The following is a 12,946-nucleotide window of genomic DNA, read 5'->3' as shown; positions in this document are numbered from 1 at the left end:
CATGGCCGCACGCGCACAAGCAGGAGCGATCATGTCCCATCCCTTCGACAACCTCACCCCCGACCTGGTCTTGGATGCAGTGGAAAGCCTGGGCTTTCTCAGCGATGCTCGGGTACTGGCGCTGAACAGCTACGAGAACCGGGTCTATCAGATCGGTATCGAAGGGGCGCAGCCACTGATCGCCAAGTTCTACCGCCCAGGCCGCTGGAGCGATGCGGCGATCCTCGAAGAGCATCGTTTCAGTGCCGAGCTGGCCGACTGCGAAGTGCCAGTGGTAGCGCCGCTGCTGCATGAAGGCCAGACCCTGTTCGAACACCAGGGCTTCCGCTTCACTCTGTTCCCGCGCCGTGGCGGACGCGCCCCTGAGCCTGGCAACCTCGATCAGCTCTACCGGTTGGGCCAGTTGCTCGGCCGGCTGCACGCCGTGGGCGCCACCCGCCCCTTCGAACACCGCGAGGCATTGACGGTCAGCAACTTCGGCCATGCTTCGCTGGACACCCTGCTGCAGGGTGATTTCATTCCGCGCAGCCTGCTGCCCGCCTTCGAATCCGTAGCCCGCGACGTGCTCAAGCGGGTCGAAGACATCTACGCCAAGACCCCGCACCAGATCATCCGCATGCATGGCGACTGCCACCCCGGCAACATGATGTGCCGCGACGAGGTCTTCCACATTGTCGACCTCGACGACTGCCGCATGGGGCCGGCGGTCCAGGACCTGTGGATGATGCTCGCCGGTGACCGCGAAGAGCGCCTGGGCCAGTTGGCCGAACTGATGGACGGCTACAACGAGTTCCACGATTTCGATCCGCGCCAACTGGCCCTGATCGAGCCTCTGCGCGCCCTGCGCCAGTTGCACTACAGCGCCTGGCTGGCACGGCGCTGGGACGACCCGGCATTCCCGCCGAGCTTCCCCTGGTTTGGCCAGGAGCGTTACTGGGGCGACCAGATCCTCGCCTTGCGCGAGCAGATGGCGGCACTGGATGAAGAACCGCTGAAATTGTTCTAGAAGCACAAGTAACTCTGTCTACAATAGGCGTCGCTGTACTTAGCTACCTAAGCAAGGAATCTACATGCACGCCGCAAACCCGCGCCGCGGGTACATCCTGGGCCTGAGCGCCTATATCATCTGGGGCCTGTTCCCCATCTACTTCAAAGCGCTGCAAAGCGTCCCAGCAGTCGAGATCATCGTCCACCGGGTACTCTGGTCCGCTCTGTTCGGCTCCCTCCTGCTGCTGGTCTGGAAGCACCCGGGCTGGTGGCGTGAACTACGAGAGAACCCTCGCCGCCTGGCCGTCCTCGCCCTCAGCGGCACCTTGATCGCCGGCAACTGGCTCACCTACGTCTGGGCGGTGAACAACGGACGCATGCTCGAAGCGAGCCTGGGCTACTACATCAATCCGTTGGTCAATGTGCTGCTGGGCATGCTGCTGCTCGGTGAACGTCTGCGCCGCCTGCAATGGCTGGCCGTGGGTCTGGCAGCCATAGGCGTAGTCCAGCAGGTTTGGCAAGTCGGCAGCCTGCCGTGGGTGTCCCTCGTGCTGGCGCTGAGCTTCGGGTTCTATGGCCTGATCCGCAAGCAAGCACCGGTAGCCGCCCTGCCTGGCCTGGTGGTGGAAACCTGGATGCTGGTGCCGCTGGCGGCCGGCTGGCTGCTCCTGCACCCGACCGCAGGCAGCGCGCAGGCGGACTTCTACACCAGCAGCCAGGCCTTGTGGCTGATGGCCGCCGGGCCCGTGACCCTAGTCCCACTGGTGTGCTTCAACGCTGCCGCCCGCCACCTGCCCTACACCACCCTGGGCTTCCTGCAGTACCTCGCACCGACCCTGGTGCTGCTGCAGGCGGTGCTGCTGTTCGGTGAGCATTTGTCGTCCAGCACCTTGCTGGCCTTCATGTTCATCTGGGCCGGCCTGGCCCTCTACAGTGTCGATGCCTGGCTCAGCTTGCGCCGACGCAGCTGATCAGAAAACATACAAAACTCTGCAGGCCACACCAGCCGTGGCCTGCAGCCAGATCTCCAAAGGTTATCCACACCCTCGTCCCCGCACTTTGTGCACAAGCACCTGAATTCTGGACATTTTTTGCTCAGGTCGCCGGAGGCTACGCCACCCCTGGGCTGGCTCAAGGTCTCCCCAGCTTATCCACAACCCCGTCCCCGTGAATACGGGATAACTGCCTACTCCTCAGGGCGTAGTTTCAGCTCCACCATCAGGTCATCGGCCAGGGCTTCAAGGCGATGTTGCAGATCGTCCAGCGACAAGGTCAGCGGCAGGGCCAGCAAGGCATCGGCGTGGAACAACGGCTCGCTGCTCATCGGTGCCGGGCGCACCTCGGTGGTGAAACGCTCGAGGTTGACCCCCAGCTCGGCCAGCAAACGGGTGATGTCGCGCACGATGCCGGGCCGGTCGTTGCCGACCAGTTCCATCGCGATGGGCTTCCAGGTGCAGGAAGGTTCGATTCCGCTTTCGGCGATCAATACGCGGATATCGTGGCTGACCAATGCCTGCAAGGCCTCCACCAGTTCATCGTAGGACTCGGCCGGCACCGCCACCCGCAAGATTCCGGCAAACTGTCCGGCCATCCGCGACATGCGGCTTTCCAGCCAGTTGCCATTGTGCTCGGTGATGCATTGCGCGATGCGCTCGACCTGGCCGGCCTTGTCAGGAGCAATCACAGTCAGTACAAGATGATCCACAGGCCATTCCTCTGCTGGGTAAGCCGGCGCACGGCAAAAAAATCAGGGCGCCGGAAAAGTATAGGCAAGGCGCGGCAACCTGCCGCAGGAGCAGCGCATAACAAATCGTGTACTGTTTTAAGATTTATCTGGAACAATCCACCAGTTTTTTGCGAACATAACGTCTCCCAGCGTGACCCCATGCGACCGCTTGGTCGCAGAACGACGCTTTTAGTCTAATTTTCACATGCGCAGCGCATCATGTAGTATGCCGCAGCGCGGACTACAAAACGTTGTTTCGATGTCTGCCAAGGCGCCTGTGAAAATACGCAAACGCCCGTCGGCCCGTCTGACAGGCCGCACCCAGCCGCCCTGTGGGCATGCACTGGTGCCGTGTTTAGAGAAGCGCTACAGGCTTAATACAGAAGAGCGAAATAGCTGAGCAGAGTGAGGCAAGCAATGACTGAACACGTTCAAGTCGGTGGCCTTCAGGTCGCCAAGGTCCTGTACGACTTCGTCAACAACGAAGCCATTCCAGGGACCGGCATCGTCGCCGAGCAGTTCTGGGCGGGTGCGGAAAAGATCATCAACGACCTCGCTCCGAAGAATAAAGCCCTGCTGGCCAAGCGCGACGCGCTACAGGCCCAGATCGACGCTTGGCACCAGGCACGCAAGGGCCAGGCCCACGATGCCGCTGCCTACAAGAGCTTCCTTCAGGAAATCGGCTACCTGCTGCCACAAGCCGACGATTTCCAGGCCTCGACCCAGAACGTCGATGAAGAAATCGCCCGCATGGCCGGCCCGCAGTTGGTAGTGCCGGTGATGAACGCCCGCTTCGCCCTGAACGCCTCCAATGCCCGCTGGGGCTCGCTGTACGATGCCCTGTACGGCACCGACGCGATCAGCGAAGAAGGTGGCGCCGAGAAGGGCCAGGGCTACAACAAGGTCCGTGGCGACAAGGTCATCGCCTTCGCCCGCGCCTTCCTCGATGAGTCCGCAGCACTGGCCGCCGGCTCCCACGTCGACGCGACCGCCTACCGCATCGAAGCCGGCAAGCTGGTCGTCACCCTCAAGGGCGGCAGCAACAGCGGCCTGCGCGACGACGGCCAACTGATCGGCTTCCACGGTGATGCCGCGGCACCGACGGCCATCCTGCTCAAGCACAACGGCCTGCACTTCGAGATCCAGATCGATGCCAGCACCCCGGTCGGCAGCACCGATGCCGCCGGCGTGAAAGACATCCTGATGGAGTCGGCGCTGACCACCATCATGGACTGCGAAGACTCCGTCGCCGCCGTCGACGCCGACGACAAGGTCGTGGTCTACCGCAACTGGCTGGGCCTGATGAAAGGCGACCTGGCCGAAAGCGTGAGCAAAGGCGGCAAGACTTTCACCCGCACCATGAACCCTGATCGCGAATACACCGCGCCCAACGGTGGCAATGTCACCCTGCACGGTCGTTCGCTACTGTTCGTGCGCAACGTCGGCCACTTGATGACCATCGACGCCATCCTCGACAAGGACGGCAACGAAGTGCCGGAAGGCATCCTTGACGGCCTGGTCACCAACCTGGCGGCGATCCACAACCTCAACGGCAACACCAGCCGCAAGAACAGCCGCACCGGTTCGGTCTACATCGTCAAGCCGAAGATGCACGGCCCGGAAGAGGCCGCCTTCACCAACGAGCTGTTCGGCCGCGTCGAAGACCTGCTGAACCTGCCACGCAACACCCTGAAGGTCGGCATCATGGACGAGGAGCGCCGCACCACGGTCAACCTCAAGGCCTGCATCAAGGCCGCCGCCGAGCGCGTGGTATTCATCAACACCGGCTTCCTCGACCGCACCGGTGACGAGATCCACACCTCCATGGAAGCCGGCGCCGTAGTGCGCAAGGGTGCCATGAAGAACGAGAAGTGGATCGGCGCCTACGAGAACAACAACGTCGACATCGGCCTGGCCACCGGCCTGCAGGGCCGTGCCCAGATCGGCAAGGGCATGTGGGCCATGCCTGACCTGATGGCCGCCATGCTCGAACAGAAGATCGCCCACCCGCTGGCCGGTGCCAACACCGCCTGGGTCCCTTCGCCGACCGCCGCGACCCTACATGCCCTGCACTACCACAAGGTCGACGTGCAGGCACGCCAGGCCGAACTGGCCAAGCGCACTCCGGCATCGGTCGACGACATCCTGACCATTCCGCTGGCCGCCGATACCAACTGGTCGGATGAAGAGATCCGCAACGAGCTGGACAACAACGCCCAGGGCATCCTCGGCTACGTGGTTCGCTGGATCGACCAAGGCGTCGGCTGTTCCAAGGTGCCGGACATCAACGACGTCGGCCTGATGGAAGACCGCGCCACCCTGCGTATCTCCAGCCAACTGCTGGCCAACTGGTTGCGCCATGGCGTGGTCAGCGAAGCCCAGGTAATGGAGAGCCTCAAGCGCATGGCCGTGGTGGTCGACCGGCAGAACGCCAACGACCCGCTGTACCGCCCGCTGGCTCCGGATTTCGACAGCAATATCGCCTTCCAGGCGGCAGTCGAGCTGGTGATCGAAGGCGCCAAGCAGCCGAACGGCTACACCGAGCCAGTGCTGCACCGCCGCCGCCGTGAGTTCAAGGCGCGCAACGGCCTGTAAGCCTGCTAGAAACCCATCGCGACACAAGGCCACTCCTTGTGTCGCGACTGGGGCTACATTCCCAACTCTTTCCTCACCAGCTCCAGCAGCCTGTCCAGGTCTACCGGCTTGAGCAGGAAGTCCACCACTCCCAGGTGCATGACGTTCACCGCCTCCTTCACATCCGTGTCGCCGGACACGACGATGATCGCCAGTTCCGCCCGCTCCGACTCGCGAATCTGCTGGATCAGCTCCAGGCCGTCCTTGGGCTCCATGCGCAAGTCCGTGATCATCAGCCCGATGTTCCCCTTGCGACGCAGATACTCCAAGGCTGTCAGGGCACCGTCTGCCGTGATGCAATCGATTCCCTTGCTCTTCAGGTAGAGGCACAAAGCCTCACGATTGACTGCATTGTCGTCCACCACCAACACCTGCTGCGCTGGCGCCGGAGGTGCAGTCACCATGGCCAACGCCTCGCGTTCGGCTTCACTCAGTATGTCGTCATGCTCGGCCATGGACGTCTCGTTGAAAAAACCCCTTGAATCAAGTTCAGACCGCAAATCGAATGCTTGCAACCCGCCTTTCGTCGTCTATTTGACACCTGGTTCCAGGTTTCATTCGCGGCTGCGGCAAAAATGGGCTAGATCGAAGGGCCATGCCGCACCATTTAGACTTACGTCCAATGGGCAGTGCCTGGCAGGCGGCCGACCATGGAGTTCGAAAACAACAAGGTCTGCGTATGCACGCCGACATAAAGATGCGGTCAGTTCCATGAGCAAAAAGGACGCCTACAGCCAGGCAGGAAAAACTGCAGTCCTGCAGAACATCCAAGGCACCCTGCAGTTTCTGCAACGCTTCCCACCGTTCAACCAGATGGAACACAGCCACCTGGCCTACCTGGTGGAACAATGCCAACTGCGCTTCTACGCAGCCGGCGAGAGCATCATCAAGCCTGCCGACGGTCCCGTGGAACACTTCTACATCGTCAAGCAGGGCCGTGTGGTCGGTGAGCGCCAGCATGTGACCAAGCCCGGTGTGGAGACCACCTTCGAAATCACCAGCGGCGAGTGCTTTCCCCTAGCCGCACTGCTCGGCGAACGGGCCACCCGAACCGAACACCTGGCCTTTGACGACACCTTCTGCCTACAACTGAACAAGACTGCGTTCATCCGCCTGTTCTCCTTGTCCGAGGCATTTCGCGACTTTGCCCTGCGTGGCGTCAGCAGCCTGCTCGACCAAGTCAACCAGCAGGTCCAGCGCCGCGCAGTAGAAACCCTCGGCACCCAATACTCGCTGAACACCCGGCTGGGCGAGCTGGCCATGCGTCATCCCGTGGTGTGCAGCCCGGAAACGCCGTTGCGCGACGCCGTGCGGCAAATGCATGAGCAGCAGGTCGGCAGCATCGTCATCGTCGATGGGCGGCGTTTCCCGACCGGCATCTTCACCCTGCGCGACTTGCGCCAAGTCGTGGCCGATGCCAGCGCCGAATTCACCGCGCCGATCAGCCAGCATATGACCGCCGCACCTTTCTATCTCAGCCCCCAGGCCACCGCCTTCGACGCCGCCATGGCCATGACCGAGCGGCACATCGCCCACGTCTGCCTGGTGGAAAACCAGCGCCTGTGCGGCGTGGTCTCCGAGCGTGACCTGTTTTCCCTGCAACGGGTCGACCTGGTGCACTTGGCCCGCACCATCCGCCATGCGCCACGCCTCGACACCCTGGTGTCCCTGCGCGGCGAGATCGGCCAGTTGGTCGAGCGTATGCTGGCCCACGGCGCCTCTTCGACCCAGATCACCCAGATCATTACCCTGCTCAACGACCACACCGTATGCCGGGTGATCGAGCTGGCGCTGACTGAGAAAGGCGACCCCGGCATCGCCTTCAGTTGGCTGTGCTTCGGCAGCGAAGGCCGCCGTGAACAAACGCTGCATACCGACCAGGACAACGGCATCCTCTTCGACGCCCGCGATGCCGCCGAAGCCGACGAGATCCGCGCCCGCCTACTGCCGTTGGCCCAGTACATCAACCAATGCCTGGCCCAGTGCGGCTTCAGCCTGTGCAAGGGCAACGTCATGGCCGGCAACCCCGAACTGTGCCTGTCACGAATGGAATGGGCCCGGCGCTTCGCTGCCTTCATTCGCGAGGCGACGCCAGAAAACCTGCTGGGCTCGAGTATCTACTTCGACCTGCGAGTGGTCTGGGGCGAGGAACACGCTTGTGAGCAACTGCGCCAGGGCATTCTCGAACAAGTGGCCGACAACCGCCTGTTCCAGCGCATGATGGCGGAAAATGCCCTGCGCCAACGTCCGCCCGTGGGCCGCTTGCGCGAGTTCGTGCTGACGCGCCAGGGTAACGACAAGGCCGCCACCCTCGACCTCAAGGTCCAGGGCCTGACGCCTTTCGTCGATGGCGCGCGCCTGCTCGCCCTGGCCAACGGCATCGGCGCCAACAATACCCTGGAGCGCCTGCGCCAGTTGGTGGCCAAGGGGGTCATCGATCCGCTCGACGGTGCCGCCTATGAAGAGGCCTACCACTTCATCCAACAGACCCGCATGCAGCAGCATCAACGTCAGACCCGCGACAACCAGCCCTACTCCAACCGGCTGGATCCAGACAGCCTCAACCACCTGGACCGACGCATCCTGCGCGAGTCCCTGCGCCAGGCCCAGCGCTTGCAAGGCAGCCTGGCGCTACGGTACCAGCTATGAACCTGTTCGCCTGGCTACGCCCCGGCCCACCACCACTTGATGAACGCCAGCGCCAGCGCTTGGCGCAACTCCCCGTACCCACGCCGCCCGGCAGCCATTCGCTGCGCGAGCAGCGCTGGGTCGTGCTGGATCTGGAAACCAGCGGCCTGAACCTCAACCGCGACCAGGTCCTGTCCATCGGCGCGGTGGCGATCGAAGACGGTGCCATCGACTTTCGCCAACAGTTCGAACGGACACTGCACCGCCCGACCCAGAAGACCAACTCCAGCGTACTCATTCATGGTTTGGGCCCCAGCGCCTTGGCTTCCGGTTGCGACCCGGCCGAAGCACTGCTCGACCTGATGGAGTTCATCGGCAATAGCCCCGTGCTGGCCTTCCACGCCCCCTTCGACCAGCACATGCTGGCTCGCGCCCTGAAGGACAGCCTCGGCTACCGTCTGCAGCATGTGTTTCTGGACATTGCCGAACTGGCTCCGATGCTCAACCCGGAAGTGGTGCTGCGTGAGGCCGGGTTGGACGACTGGATCGCCTTCTTCGGCCTGGAAGTCCAGGAACGCCACCATGCCAGCGCCGACGCCCAGGTCACCGCCGAGCTGGCCTTGATCCTGCTCAGCCAGGCCCGCCGCCAATTGCTCGACAGCCCGTTGCAACTGGATCAGCGCCTCCGGCAGTGGCGGCGGCGCAAGGTTCAGAACCACGGCCTGTGATAGCAATCCGATAAGCGTCAATTGCACCCGAGGCCTCGTCTCTGCAACAATCGCGAATAATTATCGTTAGTTAACGCATTCATTCCCGGGGGACGCCTTGTCGTCTGTGCAGAGTCCACACGCCGAGCTGGTCGGTGAGCTGTACCGCGACCACCGCAGCTGGCTACTGGCCTGGTTGCGGCGCAACACGGCCTGTAGCCAGCGCGCCGAAGACCTGAGCCAGGACACCTTCGTACGCCTGCTCGGCCGCGAGCAACTGAGCGCGCCCAGAGAACCCCGCGCCTTCCTGGTCGCCGTAGCCAAAGGCCTGCTGTTCGACCACTTCCGCCGCGCCGCCCTGGAGCAGGCCTATCTGGCCGAACTGGCGTTGCTGCCGGAGGCCGAACAGCCCTCCCCGGAAGCCCAACACCTGATCCTCGAAGACCTCAAGGCCATCGACCGCCTGCTCAGCAAACTCTCGAGCAAGGCCCGTACAGCGTTCCTGCACTACCGCCTGGACGGCATGGGCCAGGCCGAGATCGCCGAGCGCCTGGGCGTATCGGTATCGCGGGTGCGCCAGTACCTGGCCCAGGGCATGCGCCAGTGCTACATCGCCCTGTACGGTGAGCCGACATGAGCATGGCCCCGGTCTCGGCCAAGGTCCTTGAAGCCGCCATCGCCTGGAAGCTGTGCCTGGACGCGGGTAGTGGCACGGCCGACGAACGCAGCGAATTCATGCGCTGGCATGCGGCCAGCGAAGAACATGCCCGGGCCTGGCTCCAACTGGGCATGCTCGACCAACGCGTCAGCGCCGCGGCCGGCCCGGCTCGCCAAGCGCTACTGCAATCACGGACAAGCCTGCGGCGGCGGGTCGGCAAGCTCGGCAGCGGCCTGGCCAGCGTACTGCTGGTCGGCGCCTTGCTGGCCTGGCTCGGCGCGCCATCGCTGTCCCCCGACTACTGGCTGGCCGACCAGCGCACCGGTACCGGCGAGGTGCGCAGCCTGCGCCTGGACGATGGCACCTTGATCAGCCTCAATACCCATTCGGCGGTAGACCTGCGTTTCGACGCCAAGCAGCGGCTGATTGTCCTGCACCAAGGAGAGATCTCCGTCGAAACCGGCCACGCCGACGAGCGCCCCTTCCTCGTACGCACCGAGGACGGCCACCTGCGCCCCATGGGCACGCGCTTCCTGGTCAAGCGTGAAGAAGACGGCACGCGCCTGGAGGTGCTGCAGTCGGCTGTGGCCGCGCAGCCGCGCAACAGTGGCGATGAGCAAGTCCTGCACGAAGGCCAGCAGGTGTTGATGCGCGCCAACAGCCTGGGCCAGGTCAGCCCGGTGCCAGCCGGAGCCGATGCCTGGATTCGCGGCATGCTGGTGGTCGACAACGTGCGCCTGGGCGACCTGGTCGCCGAGTTGGCGCGCTATCGCAGCGGCCACCTGGGCGTTGCCAACGAAATCGCCGATCTGCGAGTGACCGGCAGCTTCCCGCTTACCGACACCGACCTTGCCCTGGCCTCGCTGCTGCCGGTGTTGCCGGTGCAGATCGAGCAGCACACGCCGTGGTGGGTGACGGTGGTGGAACGCAAGCCTTGAGATCATCGCCAGATTTCTGCCAAGAGAGACTTGGCCTGTAAGAGCGGCGGTGCGGCGCTCTTACAGGGGCAAGGGCGAAGCCATTGAGCCCCGCGAAAAAAAAGTTCAAAGACCCCTGTCACTTTTTCAATCTCGCCCGGCAAGGAAGCAGTTAGCACTTATCCGTCGAGGAGCCGCTGCATGTCCCGTGCTGTTGATACCTTCCTGCGCCCCAGCCTGATGGCCCTGGCCATCGCCCTGGCCGCCCCACTGGCCAGCCCTGCCCTGTTCGCCGCCGAGCAGTCCGCCATGCGCGAATACAACCTGCCCAGCGCGCCACTGGCGACCACGCTGAACCAGATCGCCAGCCAGGCTGGCATCGCCCTGGCCATCGACCCAGCACTGGTAAGCGGCCGCAACTCTGCGCCGGTCAACGGCCAGTACGACGGCCTTGGCGCCCTGCAGGCCGCTCTGCGCGGCACCGGTCTGCAACTACAGCAGAGCAGCGTCGGCAGTTACAGCCTGGCCGCCAGCCCCGAAGGCAGCCTGGCGCTGCCGGAAACCAGCATCAACGCCACCGGTGACTATGAAAGCGCCTGGGGCGCAGCCAGCGGCTACGTTGCCACCCGCACTGCCGCGGGCACCAAGACCGACACGCCGATCGTCGAAACACCCCGCTCACTGTCGGTAATCACCCGCGAACAGCTGGACGACCGCCAGGTCCTCAACCTCAACGATGCCCTGCGCTACACCGCCGGCGTGCAAAGCAGCGGCTACGGTTCGGACTCGCGTGCCGACTGGCTGCGGGTACGTGGTTTCGACCCGACCCAGTTCCTCGACGGCCTGCCGTTACCCAAGGGTTCCTTCGCCAACCCGAAGGTCGAGCCGTGGAACCTGGAGCGCATCACCGTGCTGCGCGGCCCAGCCTCCTCGGTCTACGGCCAGACCCCACCGGGCGGCATGCTCGACATGGTCAGCCGCCGCCCGCAAGCTGAAAGCGCCCACCAGATCGAAGCCCAGGTCGGCAGCAACGAACACAAGCAAATCAATTTCGACAGTACCGGCAAGATCGACGACGACGGCCGCTTTCTCTATCGCGTCAGCGGCGTGGTGCGTGACAGCCACTCGCCCATCGACCACATCCCGGACAAGCGCTACAACATCGCACCGAGCCTGACCTGGAACATCGATGAAGACACCAAGCTGACCTTCATCTCCCAGTACACCCGTGACGATACCGGGATCACTGGCCAGTTCCTGCCGTTGCAGGGCACCAAGCTCGGCTCGCCGGTCGGCAAGATCTCTCACCACAAGAACCTGGGCGAACCAGACTGGGACTTCTACGACCGCACCTACTACGCCTTGGGCTATGCCTTCGAGCACCGCCTGAACGACACCTGGCAGTTCCGCCAGAACCTGCGCTACACCAAGAGCGACCTGGAGTTCCAGGCGGTCAACGTCGGAACCATCAACAGCATCGATGCCGATGGCAACGTCAACCGCGAGTCCGGCATCGTCAACGAAGACATCAGCCAGTTCGCCGTGGACAACAACTTCCAGGCGGACTTCCAGACCGGCGCCATCAGCCACACCCTGCTGCTGGGCTTGGACCACCAACGCTCCAACACCAACTATAAGTGGTTATATGGCGGCTCCTACATCTATGGCCCCGACGGCAGCATCATTGGCAACAACGTTCCGCCGATCAACGTGGTCAACCCGATCTACGGCGCCGACATGTCCAATGTCAGCTACTTCGCCTTGCAGGACTTCGGCCAGAAGACGCGCCAAACCGGCGTCTACATCCAGGACCAGATGGCCCTGGACAACTGGCGCCTGACCCTTGGCGGACGTGAAGACTGGGTACACACCGGCACCGTATTCCACAACCTGAACGACGCCACCAGCACCCAGCGCGACAAGGCCTTCAGCGGCAATGTCGGCCTGAGCTACGTGTTCGACAACGGCATCACCCCATACATTTCCTACACCGAGTCGTTCCAGCCGACCATGGGCGCCAACGTCGATTCGTCGCAGTCGTTCGACCCAACCGAGGGCCGCCAGTACGAAGTCGGCGTGAAGTACCAGCCACTTGGCAGCCAGACCCTGCTCACCGCCGCCGTGTACGACCTGCGCCAAGAAAACGTCCGCGTCACCGAAGGCAGCATCACCCGCCAGGTTGGCGAACTGCAGGTACGTGGCCTGGAACTGGAAGCCACCAGCCAGCTGACTGAGAACCTCAAGGCTGTTGCCTCCTACACCTATACCGACACCGAGATCCTCAAAGGCCTGGATACCGAGAAAGGCAATCGCATGGCCCTGATCCCGCGCAATCAGGCGACCCTGTGGGCTGACTACACCTGGCACAGCGGCCCGCTCGATGGCTTCGGTATCGGCGGCGGTGTGCGCTATGTCGGTGACACCTACGGCAACACCGCCAACACCGACGTTGCCCACGTCAGTTCCTACACTGTCTACGACGCTTCGGTGCACTATGACCTGGGCCGCCTGGACAACAGCCTCAAGGGCCTGAACGTGGCTGTCGAAGCCAAGAACCTGTTCAACAAGGACTACCTGTCCAACTGTGACGGCTATTGGTGCTACTACGGCGACGAACGCAACGTGGTCGCCAGCGTTAATTACAAGTTCTAAGCCGATCCCCTTCTAGGAGCGGGCTTGCCCGCGATAG

The 12,946-nt window shown here is 63.2% G+C and carries 10 protein-coding genes; 8 read left to right on the top strand and 2 right to left on the bottom strand.

The genetic code is table 11. The features are described from left to right. Positions 1 to 31 precede the first annotated feature (31 nt). Positions 32 to 1,006 (top strand): serine/threonine protein kinase, encoded by a 975-nt coding sequence (locus ACYU03_RS02260; protein ID WP_461887925.1) that lies wholly within the window; start codon positions 32 to 34, stop codon positions 1,004 to 1,006. Between the two features lie 64 nt (positions 1,007 to 1,070). Continuing rightward, the gene (gene rarD, locus ACYU03_RS02255) at positions 1,071 to 1,958 is read left to right on the top strand and encodes an EamA family transporter RarD (protein WP_461887924.1); all 888 of its coding nucleotides are present in this window, start codon (positions 1,071 to 1,073) and stop codon (positions 1,956 to 1,958) included. 215 nt (positions 1,959 to 2,173) lie between these two features. Here the strand turns inward: rarD and ACYU03_RS02250 are convergent, their stop codons facing one another. Next, a complete protein-coding gene (locus ACYU03_RS02250) occupies positions 2,174 to 2,692 on the bottom strand; it encodes a glycine cleavage system transcriptional repressor (RefSeq protein ID WP_461887923.1) in 519 nt (172 codons plus the stop codon). Between the two features lie 438 nt (positions 2,693 to 3,130). Here ACYU03_RS02250 and ACYU03_RS02245 point away from each other — a divergent pair, with 438 nt between their 5' ends. Next, positions 3,131 to 5,308, top strand: coding sequence for a malate synthase G (locus tag ACYU03_RS02245; RefSeq protein ID WP_461887922.1), 2,178 nt, complete (start codon positions 3,131 to 3,133; stop codon positions 5,306 to 5,308). Positions 5,309 to 5,361: 53 nt separating this feature from the next. Here the strand turns inward: ACYU03_RS02245 and ACYU03_RS02240 are convergent, their stop codons facing one another. Continuing rightward, positions 5,362 to 5,802: a response regulator gene (locus tag ACYU03_RS02240; protein ID WP_461887921.1), complete on the bottom strand. Its 441-nt coding sequence runs from the start codon at positions 5,800 to 5,802 to the stop codon at positions 5,362 to 5,364. A 256-nt stretch (positions 5,803 to 6,058) separates the two neighbouring features. Between ACYU03_RS02240 and ACYU03_RS02235 the strand changes: the two genes are divergently transcribed. From ACYU03_RS02235 to ACYU03_RS02215, 5 genes are all read left to right on the top strand, one after another. Further along, a complete protein-coding gene (locus tag ACYU03_RS02235) occupies positions 6,059 to 7,996 on the top strand; it encodes a putative nucleotidyltransferase substrate binding domain-containing protein (protein ID WP_461887920.1) in 1,938 nt (645 codons plus the stop codon). Then, on the top strand, positions 7,993 to 8,703 hold the full coding sequence (locus ACYU03_RS02230; RefSeq protein WP_461887919.1) for a 3'-5' exonuclease: 711 nt from the start codon (positions 7,993 to 7,995) through the stop codon (positions 8,701 to 8,703). The genes ACYU03_RS02235 and ACYU03_RS02230 overlap by 4 nt, the downstream gene beginning before the upstream one ends. 97 nt (positions 8,704 to 8,800) lie before the next feature. After that, positions 8,801 to 9,319, top strand: a complete 519-nt coding sequence (locus tag ACYU03_RS02225; protein ID WP_461887918.1) for an RNA polymerase sigma factor — start codon at positions 8,801 to 8,803, stop codon at positions 9,317 to 9,319. Beyond that, positions 9,316 to 10,278 (top strand): FecR domain-containing protein, encoded by a 963-nt coding sequence (locus tag ACYU03_RS02220; protein WP_461887917.1) that lies wholly within the window; start codon positions 9,316 to 9,318, stop codon positions 10,276 to 10,278. Before ACYU03_RS02225 ends, ACYU03_RS02220 begins: the two co-directional genes overlap by 4 nt. Positions 10,279 to 10,458: 180 nt before the next feature. Beyond that, on the top strand, positions 10,459 to 12,909 hold the full coding sequence (locus tag ACYU03_RS02215; RefSeq protein ID WP_461887916.1) for a TonB-dependent siderophore receptor: 2,451 nt from the start codon (positions 10,459 to 10,461) through the stop codon (positions 12,907 to 12,909). The last annotated feature ends 37 nt before the right edge of the window (positions 12,910 to 12,946 follow it).

This window comes from Pseudomonas sp. X10 (genome assembly GCF_054889225.1).
The sequence above is the reverse complement of the archived record's forward strand: the minus strand, read 5'-3'. Positions and strand labels throughout refer to the sequence as shown.